This is a genomic window from Pseudomonas sp. GW821-FHT03C07, assembly GCF_059420925.1.
The window spans coordinates 245,769-262,698 of sequence record NZ_JBWKUQ010000006.1; the positions used below are offsets into that span (position 1 = coordinate 245,769).

Consider the following 16,930-nt stretch of genomic DNA (forward strand, 5'->3'; position numbering starts at 1 on the left):
ACAGAGATAGGGCGTTTTCAGCAGCGCTATTCCTTTACTGAGCGGCATCGCGGCGAGCCCGCGCGCCACAAAATCTGGCTGTCACGGGGGGGGGGGCGCTGTCTAGCCCGCCAGCAACCACACACCGGTCGCCGCCGAAGCGACACCGGCTACCCGCACCAGCGGTGCCGCAGCCTGCGGTAATACCCGCACCACGGCATAGCCCAGCGCATGCAAAGTCGCGGTCACGACCACAAAACCGGCCGCATAGGTCCACGGGCTCGACATCTCCGGCAGCTCCAGACCATGAGCGACACCGTGGAACAAGGCAAACAGCGCCGTCGCCGCCATCGCCAGGCGCAAGGGTGGCCGTACCGCCAGCGCCACGGCCAGACCCAGGGCCAATACCGAGGCGGCAATCCCGCTTTCCAGTGCCGGTAACGCCAGCCCTTCGAAACCCAGTAGCCCGCCGATCAGCAGGGTGCCGACAAAGGTGCAGGGCAACGCCCAGCGCGCGGCGCCTTGTTGCTGCGCCGCCCACAAACCGACCGCGACCATCGCCAGCAAATGATCGATGCCGCCGAGCGGATGGCTGACACCGGCCATCCAGCCGCTGTCGCCATGACCGGGATGGGCAAAGGCGGCGGCTGGCGTCAGCAACAGGGCGAGGGTGCCGAGGATTTTATTCCATGTCATGAGCAAGGCTCCTGGTTTGTTGAGGGGGGCCAGCATCAGGCCGCGGTCAGCAGGCCCTGGCGTTCGATAAAGGCGACGATGGCTTCCAGGCCATATCCGGTTTTCTGGTTGCTGAAGACAAACGGCTTGTCGCCGCGCATGCGGCGGGTGTCGCTGTCCATCATCTCCAGGGACGCGCCCACCAGCGGTGCCAGGTCGATCTTGTTGATCACCAGCAGGTCGGACTTGCAGATCCCCGGCCCGCCCTTGCGCGGCAGCTTGTCACCGGCCGAAACGTCTATCACATAGATCGTCAGGTCGGAGAGTTCCGGGCTGAAGGTCGCCGAGAGGTTGTCGCCACCGGACTCCACCAGGATCAGGTCGAGTCCCGGGAAGCGACGGTTCAATTGGTCGACGGCTTCAAGGTTGATCGAGGCGTCTTCACGAATCGCGGTGTGCGGGCAGCCACCGGTTTCCACGCCGATGATTCGCTCTGGGGCCAGGGCCTCGTTGCGCACCAGGAAGTCGGCGTCTTCACGGGTGTAGATATCGTTGGTGACCACCGCCAGGTTGTAGCGGTCGCGCAGGGCCAGGCACAGGGCCAGGGTCAGGGCGGTCTTGCCGGAGCCCACCGGGCCACCGATACCGACGCGCAGAGGTTGTGTGTTCATCATGTTCTCCTAGGAACGAAACAGGCGGCTGTACTGGCGTTCATGGGCCATGCACGCCAGGGACAGGCCGAAGGCGGCGCTGCCGATGGATTGACGGTCCTGGGCCGTGGCGGCTTGCTGGGCCTGTTGCAGCAGGGGCAGCAATTCGCTGGTCAGGCGTTGGGCGGCTTGCTGGCCCAGCGGCAGGGTTTTCATCAGCACCGCCAGTTGGTTTTCCAGCCAGCTCCAGAGCCAGGCGGCCAGGGCGTCCTGGGGGCTGATATACCAGGCGCGAGCGGCCAGGGCCCAGCCGAGGGCCAGATGCGGTTCGCCTTGCTGTGCGAGGAAGGTGCGGGCGGCGTCATCCAGTTCCGGCAGACCACTGAGCAACTGCTGCAGGGAATATCCCATCTGCCGGCTTTCCTGATACAGCTCGCGGGTTTCACGGCTGGCGCGGTGTTCTTCGCCGAGCTGTTTCAGCTCGGCCCAGTTGTCGTCCGCCGCGGCGTGACAGTGGGCGAGCAGCAGCGGCGCTTCAAAGCGGGCCAGGTTGAGCAGCAATTGATCGGCGATCCAGCGCCGGGCGCCGTCCGCGTCCTTGACCCGGGCTTGCTCCACGGCCATTTCCAGACCCTGGGAATAGCTGTAGCCGCCGATCGGCAGTTGCGGGCTGGCCAGGCGCAGCAGCGCCCAGGCCGGATTCATGGGCGCACACCGAACTGGTGCAGGCGCGGCGGGTAGTTGAAGTCTTCGTCGCCGTGGCGGGAATGGTGATGGCCGCCGCCGTAGGCCCCGTGTTCCGGCTGGAACGCTGCTTCGAGGGTTTCGGTATGGGCGCCGAGCTGTTCGAGCATGGCCTTGAGCACGTAGTCGTCGAGCAGCCTGAGCCAGCCGTCGCCGATTTGCAGGGCGACATGGCGGTTACCCAGGTGATAGGCGGCGCGGGTCAGTTCGAAGGCATTGCGGCAGGTGACGTGCAGCAGCTGTTCGGGGCGGGCGCAGACGCGCACGATACGGCCATCCTCAGCTTGCAGGTATTCGCCGTCGTACAGCGGTGGCTGGCCACGTTCGAGGAACAGTCCTACGTCTTCACCCTCGGCACTGAAACAGCGCAGGCGACTTTTGCTGCGGGCTTCGAAGTTCAGGTGCAGCTCGGCGGCCCAGGTCGATTGCGCTTCGATTCTGCGATGAATCACCAACATCAAGAGGCTTCCGGCAATGAGCGATGCTTGAGCTAGAGCAAGGGGCTTGCCAATCGCTCGCCACGTAGGAAAACCCTGTCAGAAAGCGTTGGATGCCTGAAAAGGGAGCGTAGTCATGTTTCAGAATGTTTCAATGTGGTGCGCAGGCGGTATTGGCGCGCTTTTGTGGTGCCTTTCTGGCCTCATCGCCGGCAAGCCAGCTCCAGGTCGGTGTTCCACCACTAAGATAGCGTCGTGCTCCTGGGTGGCGGCCGGGATACATTGAATCCTGATGCGGTATGAAACCTGTAGGAGCCAGCTTGCTGGCGATCCGGGTGCAGGCACCCGCTCCGGTTACTCGGTACTCCCGAGTCCTTGCCAATGCTTCAAGCCGATAAAGATGAAGCGCAACTGCTGGGTAATCTTGGCCTGGGGTGTCAGGTGCTCCGGCAGGGGTTCGGAGGGTGGGTCGATGATGTCCGGCAAGGTGGCGAACACGCTCTTGACGATCAGATCGGCCATGACTGCCAATCCGGCCGGGCCCAGATGGTCGAGCTTGGGCATCAGTCCCAGGTCGGTGGCCAGGTCCGTGCTGATATTTTCCCGCAACGCACCGATGGCCTGGCGCACCGGTAGCGAGCCGCCGTATTGCTCACGGGCGAGAAACAGGAACTGCGAACGATTGGCCGCCACTACATCGAGAAAGATCCGTACCGACGCATCGATGATGCCGCCCATGACGAACTCGTTGTGGCGCACCAGCCGAATGGTTTCGCGGAAGGTCTGGCCGACTTCGCGCACCAGGGCCAGGCCGAGCTGGTCCATGTCGTCGAAATGCCGGTAGAAGCCGGTGGGCACGATCCCGGCGGTCTTTGCCACTTCCCGCAGGCTCAGGCTGCCGAAGCCACGGCCGGATTCCATCAGGTGCCGGGCAGCGTCCATGAGCGCATGTCGAGTCTGTTGTTTCTGTTCGGCGCGGGGCAGCATCGCAAAGGTATTTTCTGGATGAAGAGAGCGGCGCACTCTAGCAAATCAGCTTTGTCGGCGTCGAACCAAGAGAGAGGGGAGCGAATGTTCAGAACCCTGAAATGTCAAAGCCCGATCCAAGGGACCGGGCTTTTTTCCAGGCCAGCAAGGCCTTAACTCAGGCTGCTGTTGCGTTCGATCACGCGGTCACCGCCGCCTTCGGCCAGGCCTTTCTCTTCCAAGCGAGCACGACCGCCTTCGGCAACTTCGCCATTCTTGCCGGTGAAGGTGTGGTCGGAGCCATCGGCAGCCAGGGTTTGACCTAGAGGTGTACGGTCAGAACCGTTCTCGCTGACGGTTTCGCCGTGCTTGCCGACGTAGGTGTGGTCGGAGCCATCGGCAGCCAGGGTTTGACCCAGAGGTGTGCGGTCAGAACCGTTCTCGCTGACGGTTTCGCCTTGCTTGCCGACGTAGGTGTGGTCGGAGCCATCGGCAGCCAGGGTTTGACCCTGAGGTGTGCGGTCAGAACCGTCGGAAGCCAAGGTTTGACCCTGAGGGGTACGGTCAGAACCATCGGAAGCCAATGTGTTCAGCACTTGGCTAACGGTTGCATGGCTGGCTTGAGCTTGTGGTGCGGCCTGTTCACGGGCTGGCAACGCGTAGGCATTGGCAGCCAGGACGGCAAGGGTGAGGCTAAGCAGCAATTGGCGTTTCATGATCGGGTGCTCCGTAGGAGGGCGATAAAGTGGGTACGAAGCTAATGCTACTCTTGCAAAGTCGATATAAAAGTTCATAAGCGCAATGGTAATAATCAACGGAATTGATTGTTCTACCCAAACCCCTCTAGACCGGGGCTTACAGGCTGTTACCTATGCCCTGTGATGGGTATTTTCGACCCACTGCTGCGCCACACAGGTGCGTGCATGGAACGAAAAACTGGCGGATCGGTCAGGACCGTTCGTTGCCGGCCGTTGTCGATTAATGGCTTTTGGGGTTAAACCTTGTCGGGTATTTGCCGGTCGTAAAGGCATAATGCGTCGATTTTTGGACGCTCAGTCGTTCTAGGAGCCCTGTGCAATGACGCGCACTCGAAAGATTCTTGCCGGGACCGGTGCCAGCCTCGTCCTCCTCTTGGCCGTACTGGTTGCCGTCATCGCCCTGTTCGATTGGAACCGGGTCAAGCCGCCGATCAATGCCAAGGTCTCGGCCGTCCTGCATCGCCCCTTCGCCATCAATGGCGACTTGTCTCTGCACTGGCAGCGGGAAGCGGACGAGGGCGGCTGGCGGGCCTGGGTGCCGTGGCCGCATCTGATCGCCGAGGACCTGACCCTGGGCAATCCTGACGGGTCGAAGAACCCGCAGATGGTCACGCTCAAGCGGGTCGAGTTGCGTCTTTCGCCGTTGCCGCTGCTGGCGCGGCAGGTGGTTATTCCGCGTATCGATCTGACCGAGCCGAATGCCAACCTCGAACGGCTGGCTGATGGCCGTGCCAGCTGGACCTTCCAGTTCGATCCCAGGGACCCGAATGCCGAACCGTCCAGCTGGGTGGTGGATATCGGTGCCATCGGCTTCGACAAGGGTCATGTCACCCTCGACAACCAGAACCTGAACGCGCACCTGGACCTGGTGATCGATCCGTTGGGCAAGTCGATTCCGTTCGGCGATATCGTCGGTGACAAGGCGGCGAAAAAAGCCCTGGAAAAGGGCTCGGCGCCCCAGGACTATGCCTTTGCGCTGAAGGTCAAAGGTCAGTACCACGGCCAGAACCTCGCCGGCAGCGGCAAGATCGGCGGCTTGCTGGCCTTGCAGGACGCCGCCAAGCCTTTCCCGGTCCAGGCCGACGTGAAGATCGCCGACACCCGGATCGCCATCGCCGGGACCCTGACCGACCCGCGCAACCTCGGCGCCCTGGATCTGCGTCTGACGTTGTCCGGCTCCAGCCTGGGCAACCTCTATCCGCTGACCGGCGTCACCCTGCCGGATTCGCCAGCGTATGAGACCGACGGCCATCTGATCGCCAAGCTGCGCGATCCTGCGGGTGCGGCGTTCACCTACGAGCGCTTCAACGGCAAGATCGGCACCAGTGATATTCACGGTGACCTCACTTATCTGGCGAGCCAGCCACGGCCCAAACTCAGCGGCACCCTGGTCTCCAATCAACTGCTGATGACCGACCTGGCGCCGCTGATCGGTGCCGACTCCAACGCCAAGCAGAAGGCCCGTGGCGGTGAAAGCCAACAGCCGGCGGACAAGGTGCTGCCGGTGGAAGAGTTCCGTACCGAGCGCTGGCGCGATATGGACGCCGATGTGGAGTTCACCGGCAAGCGCATCGTCCACAGCAGCGAGTTGCCGTTCACCGACCTGTATACCCACCTGGTGCTCACCGACGGCGAACTCAGCCTGGAGCCCCTGCGTTTCGGTGTGGCGGGAGGCAATCTCGATGCGCAGATCGGTCTCAATGGCCGTACCACGCCGATGCAGGGCCGGGCCAAGCTGACGGCGCGCAACTTCAAGCTCAAGCAACTGTTCCCGACTTTCGAACCGATGCAGACCAGCTTCGGTGAACTCAATGGCGATGCGGACATCGCCGGCACCGGCAACTCGGTGGCGAAATTGCTCGGCAGCGCCAATGGCGACCTGAAGATGCTGGTCAACGATGGCGCCATCAGTCGCGGGTTGATGGAGATCGCCGGACTTAACGTGGGCAACTACGTGGTCGGGAAAATCTTTGGCGACAAGGAAGTGAAGATCAACTGCGCGGCGGCGGACCTGGGGATCAAGAGCGGCCTGGCGACCACCCGGCTGTTTGTCTTCGATACCGAGAACGCGATCATCTACATCGACGGCACGGCCAACTTTACCAACGAGCAGTTGGACCTGAAGGTCACGCCGGAGTCCAAGGGTTTGCGCCTGTTGTCCTTGCGCTCGCCCTTGTATGTGCGGGGCAAGTTCATCAAGCCCGATGCGGGTGTGCAGGCGGTGCCTTTGATGTTGCGCGGTGCGGGTATGGTGGCCCTGGGCGTGATTGCCGGGCCGGCGGCGGGGCTGCTGGCGCTGGTAGCACCCAGTGGTGATGTGCCGAACCAGTGCGCGCCATTGCTGGAGCAGATGAAAGCGGGCAAGGCGCCGAAGACGGTGAAGGGCTGAAAGAGCGACCTGGTACCGTCGGGTCTGCTCGCCACAATGCATTTGTCATCTTCAATGCCGATGCTTTGCTCTTCGCAATGCAGCCAGGCGTTGGCTTTTGACCTTCAGGGACACTCACGGGATGCCGCAAGAACTTGCCACACGTTATCCGCTGGTGCTGGTACCGGGCATGCTCGGCTTTGTTCGCCTGGTATTTTTCCCCTACTGGTACGGGATTGTTCCGGCGTTGCGTCGTGGTGGCGCGCAGGTGTTTCCGGTGGCGGTCTCGCCGCTGCATTCCAGTGAGGTGCGCGGTGAGCAGTTGCTGGCGCGGATCGAGCAGATCCGCCGTGATACCGGGGTCGACAAGGTCAACCTGATCGGCCATAGCCAGGGCGCGCTGACTGCCCGTTATGCGGCGGCGAAGCGGCCGGAGTGGGTGGCCTCGGTGACCTCGGTGGCCGGCCCCAATCATGGCTCGGAACTGGCGGATTATTTTGACCAGCACTATCCCCGTGAGGGGCTGCCGGCTCGTCTGCTCAGCCTGGCGCTTTGTATGGTGGCGCGGGTGATGGGGTGGCTGGACACGGGCCATTACGGGCTGAGGCTGCCGATGGACCTGCCGGCGTCACACCAGTCGCTGACCAGCGAAGGGGTTGCACTGTTCAATCAGCAATATCCCCAAGGGTTGCCGCAGAGCTGGGGCGGGCAGGGCGATGAGTGGGTGAATGGGGTGCGTTACTACTCCTGGTCCGGGATCTTGCAGCCGGGGATCACGGATCGTGGGCGCAATCTGTTCGATGGCACCAACCGTAGTTGCCGGCTGTTCGCCAAAACCTTTGTGCGTGAGGCCGGGCATTGCGATGGTATGGTCGGCCGCAACAGCTCGCACTTGGGGACGGTGATCGGTGATGACTATCCGCTGGATCACTTCGATATCGTCAACCAGTCGTTCGGGTTGGTGGGCAAAGGCGCGGAGCCGATCCGGTTGTTTGTCGAGCATGCTCGGCGGTTGAAGCAGGCGGGTGTCTGAAGCGAGGTGTTTAAAGCTGATTGCCCTGCCGCAGAGAGTGAAAATGCCATCGCTGGCAGCGGTACTGGCACGTATTTCAGGGTGTAAAAGCGGCAGCTATTCGGCGGGGCGCTGGACTATAGTTCGGTGGTCATCGACGAATCGGTGACCGGTCTTAGCCGATCGAAACTGTTACGAAACGCAGAAGCGCCCTATGATGTCGGCGCTTTTTGCTGCCTGGTTTTTTGCTATGGCGGCTGTACGTGGGACACCTGCGGGTGTGCCGGGTTTCGTAATAGTCCCCGGTCGGCTAACCCGCGTACAGCTGCCACCCTCGTTTGTTTAGCCGCAGATGTTGGTGACTCTATGACTATTACGGAGTGACACCATGACCAATTTCCGCCCGCTACAAAGCAACCTCACTGACTCCCCGGTGCTCTACCTCAAGCTCGATGTCCCGGTGCGCAATCTCTACGAATTTGCCATACAGCGCCTGAAGGCTGCTCGCGACCTGAGCCACAGCCTGACCTGCATGAGCATCGGCAATACCTGCGACCGCGATCTCCAACACTTCGCCTCAGCGGCCTATCTGCTGTTGCAGGATGGCTGCGATGCGTTGGATGCAATGCAGGGGCGATTCACGGATCGTCAGCCAAGTGCCTGGCAGGCCTGATCGGAAAAAACGCGGATCTGAAAACACCACACAACCTTGTAGAAGCGTGGCTTGCCCGCGAAGCTTTTAGCGATCTTGAGGGCCCCTTCGCCGGCAAGCCAGCTCCCACAAGGGATCGCACCCGGTCTCAATCGTGGAAAACCATGCTCCGCGTTTCCCCCATCAACAGCGCCTGATTGCGCTCCGTCACGTCCCGAATGTAATCCCACAACAAGGTAATGCGCTTCAGCTTGCGCAAATCCTCCCGGCAGTACATCCAGAACTGCCGGGTGATATTCACCTCATCCGTCAGCACCGGCAGCAACCTCGGGTCCTCGGCCGCGAGGAAGCATGGCAGGATCGCCAGCGCCCGGCCTTGCTGCGCCGCTACGAACTGGGCGATCACGCTGGTGCTGCGCAAATTGGCCGTGGCATTCGGCAGGGCATTGGCCAGGTACAGCAGCTCATTGCTGAACGCCAGATCATCGACATAGCTGACAAACCGATGCCGCCCCAGATCACTGGCACGACGGATCGGCGGATGCTGGTCCAGGTACTCCTGGGTCGCATACAGCTGTAGCCGGTAGTCACACAGCTTGCAGCACACATACGGCCCATGCTCCGGGCGCTCCAGCGCAATGACGATATCCGCCTCGCGCTTGGACAGGCTGATGAAGTGCGGCAACGGCAGGATATCGACGGAAATCGCCGGATACGTATCGACGAAATGGCTCAGCTGCGGCGTGATGAAAAAGCTGCCGAAGCCTTCCGTGCAGCCCATCCGCACATGCCCCGACAACGCCACCCCAGACCCAGACACCTGCTCGCAAGCCATATGCAAGGTGCTTTCGATGGACTCCGCATACCCCAACAAACGCTGGCCTTCGGCGGTCAGCACAAAACCATTGGTCCGGGATTTTTCAAAGAGCAAGGTGCCTAGCGCACCCTCCAACGAGCTGATACGGCGCGACACCGTGGTGTAGTCCACCGCCAGACGCTTGGCCGCGCTGCTAGCCTTGCGGGTACGGGCGACCTCGAGGAAAAACTTCAGGTCGTCCCAGTTCAATGAGCCCAAAGACGTGATGTTTTTTTGCATGTTGGTCCGGTTTTTATGTGCATTCTTATTAGAAGAACGCACATCTATACTCCAAAAACAGTCCAGTCACCATGCTCGGGCGCTGCCTCGCCCGCTACGGATTCGGCCCCACAATAATTCAGGAGACTTCCATGAACGTTTCTCTCAAGCCCGACACCACCCTCAAGACCGCCAAGCTGCTGATCAATGGCGAGTGGGTCGAATCCCAGACCAGTGAATGGCACGACATCGTCAACCCGGCCACCCAGGAAGTCCTGGCCAAAGTCCCGTTCGCCACCGCCGCTGAAGTCAACGCCGCCATCGACGCCGCGCACCGTGCCTTCCAGACCTGGAAGCTGACCCCGATCGGCGCGCGCATGCGCATCATGCTCAAGCTGCAAGCGCTGATCCGCGAACACTCCAAACGCATCGCCGTGGTCCTCAGCGCCGAGCAGGGCAAGACCATTGCCGACGCCGAAGGCGATATCTTCCGCGGCCTGGAAGTGGTGGAGCACGCCTGCTCCATCGGCTCCCTGCAAATGGGCGAGTTCGCCGAGAATGTCGCCGGCGGTGTCGACACCTATACCCTGCGCCAGCCCATCGGTGTCTGCGCCGGGATCACTCCGTTCAACTTCCCGGCAATGATTCCGCTGTGGATGTTTCCGATGGCGATTGCCTGTGGCAACACCTTCGTCCTCAAACCGTCCGAGCAGGATCCGCTGTCGACCTTGCTGCTGGTGGAACTGGCACTGGAAGCCGGTGTACCGCCAGGCGTGCTGAACGTGGTGCACGGCGGCAAGGAGGTGGTGGATGCGCTGTGCACCCACAAGGACATCAAGGCCGTTTCCTTCGTCGGTTCGACCGCGGTCGGCACCCATGTCTACGACCTCGCCGGCCGTCACGGCAAGCGCGTGCAGTCGATGATGGGCGCGAAGAACCACGCGGTGGTGCTGCCCGATGCCAACCGTGAACAGACCCTCAACGCGTTGGTTGGCGCCGGTTTCGGTGCGGCCGGCCAACGCTGCATGGCCACCTCGGCGGTGGTGCTGGTGGGTGCGGCGAAACAATGGCTGCCGGACCTCAAGGCCCTGGCGCTGAAGCTCAAGGTCAATGCCGGCAGCGAAGCGGGCACCGATGTCGGCCCGCTGATTTCCAAACGGGCGAAAGCGCGCGTACTGGGCCTGATCGAAAGCGGTATCAAGGAAGGCGCCAAGCTCGAGCTGGACGGTCGCGATATCCAGGTGCCGGGCTTCGAACACGGTAACTTCGTCGGCCCGACCCTGTTCTCCGGGGTGACCACCGACATGCAGATCTACACCCAGGAAATTTTCGGCCCGGTGCTGGTGGTGCTGGAAGTCGACACACTCGACGAGGCGATTGCCCTGGTCAACGCCAACCCATTTGGCAATGGCACCGGCCTGTTCACCCAGAGCGGCGCCTCGGCGCGCAAATTCCAGAGCGAAATCGATGTCGGCCAGGTCGGCATCAATATCCCGATTCCGGTGCCGGTGCCGTTCTTCAGCTTCACCGGTTCGCGCGGTTCCAAGCTCGGCGACCTCGGTCCGTACGGCAAGCAGGTGGTGCAGTTCTACACTCAGACCAAGACTGTCACCAGTCGCTGGTTCGACGATGACAGTGTCAACCATGGTGTGAACACCACCATCAATCTGCGCTGAGCGAGGAATCTGCCATGAAGATTGCATTTATCGGCTTGGGCAACATGGGCGCGCCGATGGCGCGCAACCTGATCAAGGCCGGGCACAGCCTGAACCTGTTCGACCTGAACAAGACCGTGCTGGAGGAGCTGGCCGCCCTCGGCGGGACCATCAGCGCATCGCCGAAAGCCGCCGCCCAGGGCAGCGAGCTGGTGATTACCATGTTGCCGGCCGCGGCCCATGTGCGCAGCGTCTGGCTGGGCGAGGACGGTGTGCTGGCCGGTATCGGTCGCGGCGTTCCGGCGGTGGATTGCAGTACCATCGATCCACAGACCGCCAAGGATGTCGCGGCGGCGGCGGCCAAGCAGGGCGTGGCGATGGGCGATGCGCCGGTGTCTGGTGGGACTGGCGGTGCGGCGGCCGGGACTCTGACCTTTATGGTCGGCGCTTCGGCGGAGCTGTTCGCCACCCTGCAACCGGTGCTGGCGCAGATGGGTCGCAATATCGTCCATTGCGGCGAAGTGGGCACCGGGCAGATTGCCAAGATCTGCAACAACCTGCTGCTGGGCATTTCCATGGTCGGGGTCAGCGAAGCCATGGCCCTTGGCGCTGCACTGGGGATCGACACCCAGGTACTGGCCGGAGTGATCAACAGTTCCACTGGGCGTTGCTGGAGTTCGGAAACCTATAACCCCTGGCCGGGGATCGTCGATACGGCGCCGGCCTCGCGTGGTTATACCGGTGGTTTTGGGGCCGAGTTGATGTTGAAGGATCTGGGGTTGGCTACGGAAGCGGCGCGTCAGGCGCATCAGCCGGTGGTGCTGGGCGCGGTGGCGCAGCAGCTTTATCAGGCGATGAGTTTGCGCGGGGACGGTGGCCTGGATTTTTCGGCGATCATCAATGCCTATCGCAAGCCGTAGGTCTGTGGGGGCGGGGATTGGGGGATTGACGGATCGTTGCAGCGCCGCGAAGGGAGCACCGCGGTGTGCCTGCAAGACCGCGGTGCTCCCTTCGCGGGCAAGCTCCGCTCCCACAGGGTTTTTCGTATGACGGTATTGTTGTGTTGGAACACCGCTTTGAATGTGGGAGCGGAGCTTGCCCGCGAAGAACGATAATGCGGTGTATCTGTAAGACCGCAGCCTTCTCTTCGCGGCGCAGCGGCGATGCGACAAGCTCCGCTCCCACACACCTGGCCGCCCAGGACGCGTAGAATCATCCCCCTGAAAATGCTTTCGAGGTGCGGGTGGTGGATCTACAGCAGGGTTTTGTCCTGACCCGGCATTGGCGCGACACCCCCGCGGGCACGCAGGTCGAGTTCTGGCTGGCCACCGACAACGGTCCCCGGCATGTCCGGCTACCGCCGCAACCCTCCGTCGCCTTCATTCCCGTCGCCCATCGTCAACGTGCCGAAGCCTTGTTGCGCGGTGAGCGCGGAGTCGAACTGCGCCCGCTGGAACTGCTGGACTTTCACCACCGTCCGGTTCTCGGCCTGTATTGCCAGCAACACCGGCAGCTGATGAATATCGAAAAGTTGCTGCGCAAGGGCGGCGTCGATGTCTATGAAGCCGATATACGCCCGCCCGAGCGCTTCCTGATGGAGCGCTTTATCACCGCGCCGGTTCAGTTCGACGGCACCGCCAGCGCGGACGGCCCGCTGCTCGATACCCAGATGAAACCGGCGCCGGACTATCGTCCGCGCTTGAAGCTGGTGTCGCTGGATATCGAGACCACCATGCAGGGCGAGCTGTATTCCATCGCCCTGGAAGGCTGCGGCGAGCGCCAGGTGTACATGTTGGGCCCGGCCAACGGCGATGCCACGCAGGTCGATTTCAAGTTCGACTACCGCGACACTCGCGCTGGGTTGCTCGAAGCCCTGAACGACTGGCTGGCCCTGCACGACCCCGACGCGATCATCGGCTGGAACCTGGTGCAGTTCGACCTGCGTGTACTGCATGAGCACGCCGAACGCCTGAAGGTGCCGCTGCGCCTGGGACGTGGCGGCGACGTCATGGGCTGGCGCGACAACGGCGCCCGCAATACCCACTACTTTGCCGCCGCCGCCGGCCGCTTGATCATCGACGGCATCGAGGCCCTGCGTTCGGCCACCTGGAGCTTCCCTTCCTTCAGCCTCGAATACGTGGCGCAACACCTGCTCGGCGAGGGCAAGTCGATCGACAACCCGTACCAGCGCATGGACGAGATCGACCGCATGTTCGCCGAGGACAAGCCCGCCCTGGCGCGCTACAACCTCAAGGACTGCGAGCTGGTGACGCGAATCTTCAACAAGACCCAGTTGCTGACCTTCCTGCTGGAGCGCGCCACGGTCACTGGCTTGCCCACCGACCGCAGCGGCGGTTCGGTGGCGGCTTTCACCCATCTCTATCTGCCGTTGATGCATCGCCAGGGCTTCGTCGCGCCGAACCTGGGCGAGCGAACCCCCGAAGCCAGTCCCGGCGGTTTTGTGATGGACTCGCGGCCCGGCCTGTACGAGTCGGTGCTGGTGCTCGATTACAAAAGCCTCTATCCGTCGATCATCCGCACCTTCCTGATCGACCCGGTGGGGCTGGTGGAAGGTTTGCGCCATCCCGAAGACAGTGACTCGGTGCCCGGCTTTCGTGGCGCACGTTTCTCGCGCACGCGGCATTGCCTGCCGGCCATCGTCGAGAGCGTCTGGCAGGGGCGGGAGACGGCCAAGCGCGAACACAACGCGCCGCTGTCCCAGGCCCTGAAGATCATCATGAACGCCTTCTACGGCGTACTCGGTTCCAGCGGCTGCCGCTTTTTCGATACGCGCCTGGCGTCCTCCATCACCCTGCGCGGTCACGAGATCATGCGCCGGACCCGACAGTTGATCGAAGCCCAGGGTTACGCGGTGATCTATGGCGACACCGACTCCACCTTCGTCTGGCTCAAGCGTGCGCACAGCGATGAAGACGCCGCGCAGATCGGCCGTAGCCTGGTGGCCCAGGTCAACCAATGGTGGCGTGAGCATCTGCAACAGGAACTCGGGCTGAGCAGCGCCCTGGAGCTACAGTTCGAAACCCATTTCAGCCGCTTCCTGATGCCGACCATTCGTGGTGCCGAGGAGGGCAGCAAGAAACGTTATGCCGGCCTGGTGACCCGTGCCGACGGTAGCCAGGAGATGATCTACAAAGGCCTGGAAACCGTGCGCAGCGACTGGTCGCCATTGGCCCAGGACTTCCAGCAGGAATTGTATCGGCGGATCTTCGACCGGGTGCCGTATCAGGACTATGTACGTGACTATGTGCGCCGGACTTTGGCGGGGGCGTTGGACGACCGGCTGGTCTACCGCAAGCGCCTGCGCCGCCAGTTGGGCGACTACCAGCGCAATGTGCCGCCGCATGTGCGGGCGGCACGCCTGGCCGATGAGTACAACGATGCACAGGGCCGGCCTCGGCAGTACCAGAACGGTGGCTGGATCAGCTACGTGATCACCCTGGCCGGGCCCGAGCCGCTGGAGATACGCCGCGCGCCGATTGACTACGACCACTACATCACCCGGCAGCTACAACCGGTGGCGGACGCAATCCTGCCGTTTGTGCAGGATGATTTCGGCACCCTGATCGGCGGGCAGTTGGGGCTGTTCTGAGCTGGGTCCCGGGGGTGAACTTCAGCGATATCTGGCACCAGATTGGCGCAAGGTGTGCACCGCTCTCGCTCCTTGGCGCGGCCAAGCCGCCACCCCCGTATCGCTCGAATGATCTTCAGTACGCCTTTGCAGCACAAAAGCGGCCGCGATGCCCTTGCTCGCAAAATAAGCGTCTACGCTGAACGAGCACTCCAATGAACAATTTTAGCCATTGGATGTATCCATTTTTATGCGTTTAGTCGCGTCAATCGAAAAGTCTCCATGCAGTACAGCCCCTTCAAGATCGGATCTGCGTGTACCCATAAGACGGAGCATGATTTTTCTGGCGCGTATTTTGCTGAAGCGTGTTTATCAGGCTTGCGGTTGTAGCCAATATCGCACGTATATGTATTCAAAAATAACGCCAATCAGAATGCGAAAAATCATGGGAGTTACCCAATGTCTATCGATGCAAATCAGGTCCCGGTGGTCGTCATCACCGGCGCACACGCCCAGCTCTACAACCAGGACCTTGCCCCCACGCCGCCGGAGGGACGCACCTGGGGGACGTTCAGCCTGTTCTCGATGTGGATGTCCGACGTTCACTCGGTAGGCGGTTATACCTTTGCCGCCAGCCTGTTCTTTCTCGGGCTGACGGGTTGGCAGGTGTTGCTCTCGATGATCGTCGGGATCACGATCGTCTACTTCCTGATGAACCTGATCGGCAGGCCGTCGCAAAAGTACGGCATCCCGTTTCCTGTGGTCGCGCGCATGTCTTTCGGTGTCAGGGGCGCCAACCTTGCGGCGGTCGTGCGCGGGGTCGTGGGTATCGTCTGGTACGGCGTGCAGACCTATTTCGCCTCCAAGGCCGTGCAGGTATTGGTGATCGCGGTGCTGCCCTCGGCGGCGGCGTTCACCCACAACAGCCTGCTGGGGCTTTCCACGCTGGGCTGGATCAGTTTCGCCTTCATGTGGTTCTTTCAGTTGGTGATCTTCCTCGCCGGGATGGAGACGATTCGCAAATTTATCGATTTCTGCGGCCCGGTGGTCTATGTGGTCATGTTCGCGCTGGCTGGCTGGATGATCTCGAAGACCGGCCTGGACAGCTTCTCGATGCAGTTCACCGACAAGCACTTCACCGGCCTGGAGTCGATCGGCCTGATGGCAGGCGCGGCGATGCTGATCGTGGCCTACTTCGCCGCGCTGCTGCTGAACTTCGGTGACTTTTCCCGTTTCGCCAAGACTGAGGCGGTGATGAAAAAGGGCAACTTCTGGGGGCTACCGGTGAACTTCATCGTCTTCGCGATCATCACGGTCATCGTCACGGGCGGTTCGATGAAGGTCTTCGGCGAGGCCATCATGGACCCGGTGCTGATTGTCGAAAAAATCAACAACCCACTGGTCTCGATCATCGGCGCGATCACCTTCATCGTCGCCACCATGGGCATCAATATCGTGGCGAACTTCGTCTCGCCCGCCTATGACATCGCCAATCTGGCGCCGCAGAAAATCAACTTCAAGCTGGGTGGTCTGATCACGTCGATCCTGTCGGTGCTGGTCTGCCCATGGCTGTTCGTCTCAAGTCCCCAGGCGATCACGATATTCGTGAGTATCTTCGGCGCTGTGCTGGGGCCGATGTTCGGCATCATGGTCGCCGACTACTATCGGGTGAAGCGCCAGGTCATCAAACTGGAGGATTTGTACAGCCTGTCGCCGAGTGGCTCGCTGTATTTCGAAGGTGGTTGGAACACCAAGGCGTTGTTTGCGCTGATCGTGTCGGGAAGCCTGTCGATCGGCCTGGCGTTGCTGGGTGCCTTTGGCTTGATCGTGAATGTCGGTGACTGGGGATGGCTGATCGGTGCCAGCAGTGGCGCGCTTATCTATGTGGTGGCCAGTCGCGTCGGGACGACGGTTTCAGCGCTCGGCGAAACCGTCTAGTAGAACCGCGGGGGCCGGGTGAAACGACGTGACAGGGTTGTCCGTCGGTTCACCAGCGGTCAGTTCCGGCTGCGCGAAATCAGGCGAAGACGAAGTACTTGCGCACGGTTTCCACCACTTCCCAGGTGCCTTTCATCCCGGGTTCGATCACGAAGATATCGCCGGCACGCAGGTGGATCGGCGCCAGGCCGTCCGGGGTGATGATGCAATAGCCTTCCTGGAAGTGGCAGTACTCCCACTTCAGGTACTCGACCCGCCATTTGCCCGGGGTGCAGATCCAGGTGCCCATGATCTTGCTGCCGTCTTCGCTGGTGTAGGCGTTGAGGTTGACGGTGTGCGGGTCGCCCGCCAGTTTTTCCCATTTGCAGGCATCGAGGACCGGCAACGGGTGGGTGTCGCGCAGAACGGTGATCGGTGGATTGGACATGTTGG

At 61.7% G+C, this 16,930-nt stretch carries 15 protein-coding genes; 7 read left to right on the forward strand and 8 right to left on the reverse strand.

Going from position 1 to position 16,930, the window contains the following annotated elements:
• Nucleotides 1-102: 102 nt before the first annotated feature.
• The 6 genes from AC07VG_RS14650 to AC07VG_RS14675 all read right to left on the reverse strand — a co-directional run bounded on the left by AC07VG_RS14650 (nt 103) and on the right by AC07VG_RS14675 (nt 4,167).
• On the reverse strand, nt 103-675 hold the full coding sequence (locus tag AC07VG_RS14650) for a HupE/UreJ family protein (protein WP_495001320.1): 573 nt from the start codon (nt 673-675) through the stop codon (nt 103-105).
• 35 nt (nt 676-710) lie between these two features.
• On the reverse strand, nt 711-1,325 hold the full coding sequence (gene ureG / locus AC07VG_RS14655; RefSeq protein WP_495001321.1) for an urease accessory protein UreG: 615 nt from the start codon (nt 1,323-1,325) through the stop codon (nt 711-713).
• Nucleotides 1,326-1,334: 9 nt separating this feature from the next.
• Complete coding sequence (locus AC07VG_RS14660) at nt 1,335-2,009, reverse strand: urease accessory protein UreF (protein ID WP_495021402.1); 675 nt, start codon at nt 2,007-2,009, stop codon at nt 1,335-1,337.
• Complete coding sequence (ureE, locus tag AC07VG_RS14665) at nt 2,006-2,506, reverse strand: urease accessory protein UreE (protein WP_495001323.1); 501 nt, start codon at nt 2,504-2,506, stop codon at nt 2,006-2,008. The genes AC07VG_RS14660 and ureE overlap by 4 nt, the downstream gene beginning before the upstream one ends.
• 333 nt (nt 2,507-2,839) lie before the next feature.
• Nucleotides 2,840-3,472 carry a TetR family transcriptional regulator gene (locus AC07VG_RS14670; RefSeq protein ID WP_495001324.1) on the reverse strand — a complete coding sequence of 211 codons (633 nt, stop codon included), beginning with the start codon at nt 3,470-3,472 and terminating at the stop codon, nt 2,840-2,842.
• A gap of 152 nt (nt 3,473-3,624) precedes the next feature.
• Nucleotides 3,625-4,167, reverse strand: a complete 543-nt coding sequence (locus AC07VG_RS14675; protein ID WP_495021403.1) for a hypothetical protein — start codon at nt 4,165-4,167, stop codon at nt 3,625-3,627.
• A gap of 361 nt (nt 4,168-4,528) precedes the next feature.
• Here AC07VG_RS14675 and AC07VG_RS14680 point away from each other — a divergent pair, with 361 nt between their 5' ends.
• The 3 genes from AC07VG_RS14680 to AC07VG_RS14690 all read left to right on the forward strand — a co-directional run bounded on the left by AC07VG_RS14680 (nt 4,529) and on the right by AC07VG_RS14690 (nt 8,262).
• Nucleotides 4,529-6,598, forward strand: coding sequence for an AsmA family protein (locus AC07VG_RS14680; protein WP_495021404.1), 2,070 nt, complete (start codon nt 4,529-4,531; stop codon nt 6,596-6,598).
• Nucleotides 6,599-6,719: 121 nt separating this feature from the next.
• Nucleotides 6,720-7,610, forward strand: coding sequence for an esterase/lipase family protein (locus AC07VG_RS14685; RefSeq protein ID WP_495021405.1), 891 nt, complete (start codon nt 6,720-6,722; stop codon nt 7,608-7,610).
• 367 nt (nt 7,611-7,977) lie between these two features.
• Complete coding sequence (locus AC07VG_RS14690) at nt 7,978-8,262, forward strand: hypothetical protein (protein ID WP_495021406.1); 285 nt, start codon at nt 7,978-7,980, stop codon at nt 8,260-8,262.
• A 127-nt stretch (nt 8,263-8,389) separates the two neighbouring features.
• On the opposite strand, the gene AC07VG_RS14695 is transcribed toward AC07VG_RS14690, so the two are convergent.
• Nucleotides 8,390-9,337, reverse strand: a complete 948-nt coding sequence (locus AC07VG_RS14695; RefSeq protein ID WP_495001329.1) for a LysR family transcriptional regulator — start codon at nt 9,335-9,337, stop codon at nt 8,390-8,392.
• A gap of 131 nt (nt 9,338-9,468) precedes the next feature.
• On the opposite strand from AC07VG_RS14695, the gene AC07VG_RS14700 reads away from it, so the two are divergent.
• The 4 genes from AC07VG_RS14700 (at nt 9,469) to AC07VG_RS14715 (ending at nt 16,498) form a co-directional block, all read left to right on the forward strand.
• A complete protein-coding gene (locus AC07VG_RS14700) occupies nt 9,469-10,992 on the forward strand; it encodes a CoA-acylating methylmalonate-semialdehyde dehydrogenase (protein WP_495001330.1) in 1,524 nt (507 codons plus the stop codon).
• Nucleotides 10,993-11,006: 14 nt separating this feature from the next.
• Complete coding sequence (mmsB, locus tag AC07VG_RS14705) at nt 11,007-11,891, forward strand: 3-hydroxyisobutyrate dehydrogenase (protein WP_495001331.1); 885 nt, start codon at nt 11,007-11,009, stop codon at nt 11,889-11,891.
• A 326-nt stretch (nt 11,892-12,217) separates the two neighbouring features.
• Nucleotides 12,218-14,581 (forward strand): DNA polymerase II, encoded by a 2,364-nt coding sequence (locus tag AC07VG_RS14710; protein ID WP_495021407.1) that lies wholly within the window; start codon nt 12,218-12,220, stop codon nt 14,579-14,581.
• A 438-nt stretch (nt 14,582-15,019) separates the two neighbouring features.
• Nucleotides 15,020-16,498, forward strand: a complete 1,479-nt coding sequence (locus AC07VG_RS14715; protein WP_495001333.1) for an NCS1 family nucleobase:cation symporter-1 — start codon at nt 15,020-15,022, stop codon at nt 16,496-16,498.
• 79 nt (nt 16,499-16,577) lie between these two features.
• Here the strand turns inward: AC07VG_RS14715 and AC07VG_RS14720 are convergent, their stop codons facing one another.
• Nucleotides 16,578-16,925 carry a cupin domain-containing protein gene (locus tag AC07VG_RS14720; RefSeq protein ID WP_103496138.1) on the reverse strand — a complete coding sequence of 116 codons (348 nt, stop codon included), beginning with the start codon at nt 16,923-16,925 and terminating at the stop codon, nt 16,578-16,580.
• Nucleotides 16,926-16,930 lie beyond the last annotated feature (5 nt).

Bases quoted from the DNA above. Each gene is read 5' to 3' on its own strand.
- AC07VG_RS14650 (WP_495001320.1), bottom strand. From the start codon at position 675: ATGACATGGAATAAAATCCTCGGCACCCTCGCCCTGTTGCTGACGCCA.
- AC07VG_RS14690 (WP_495021406.1), top strand. From the start codon at position 7,978: ATGACCAATTTCCGCCCGCTACAAAGCAACCTCACTGACTCCCCGGTG.
- AC07VG_RS14670 (WP_495001324.1), bottom strand. From the start codon at position 3,472: ATGCTGCCCCGCGCCGAACAGAAACAACAGACTCGACATGCGCTCATG.
- AC07VG_RS14700 (WP_495001330.1), top strand. From the start codon at position 9,469: ATGAACGTTTCTCTCAAGCCCGACACCACCCTCAAGACCGCCAAGCTG.
- AC07VG_RS14660 (WP_495021402.1), bottom strand. From the start codon at position 2,009: ATGAATCCGGCCTGGGCGCTGCTGCGCCTGGCCAGCCCGCAACTGCCG.
- ureE (WP_495001323.1), bottom strand. From the start codon at position 2,506: ATGTTGGTGATTCATCGCAGAATCGAAGCGCAATCGACCTGGGCCGCC.
- ureG (WP_495001321.1), bottom strand. From the start codon at position 1,325: ATGAACACACAACCTCTGCGCGTCGGTATCGGTGGCCCGGTGGGCTCC.
- mmsB (WP_495001331.1), top strand. From the start codon at position 11,007: ATGAAGATTGCATTTATCGGCTTGGGCAACATGGGCGCGCCGATGGCG.
- AC07VG_RS14685 (WP_495021405.1), top strand. From the start codon at position 6,720: ATGCCGCAAGAACTTGCCACACGTTATCCGCTGGTGCTGGTACCGGGC.
- AC07VG_RS14680 (WP_495021404.1), top strand. From the start codon at position 4,529: ATGACGCGCACTCGAAAGATTCTTGCCGGGACCGGTGCCAGCCTCGTC.
- AC07VG_RS14715 (WP_495001333.1), top strand. From the start codon at position 15,020: ATGTCTATCGATGCAAATCAGGTCCCGGTGGTCGTCATCACCGGCGCA.
- AC07VG_RS14720 (WP_103496138.1), bottom strand. From the start codon at position 16,925: ATGTCCAATCCACCGATCACCGTTCTGCGCGACACCCACCCGTTGCCG.
- AC07VG_RS14675 (WP_495021403.1), bottom strand. From the start codon at position 4,167: ATGAAACGCCAATTGCTGCTTAGCCTCACCCTTGCCGTCCTGGCTGCC.
- AC07VG_RS14695 (WP_495001329.1), bottom strand. From the start codon at position 9,337: ATGCAAAAAAACATCACGTCTTTGGGCTCATTGAACTGGGACGACCTG.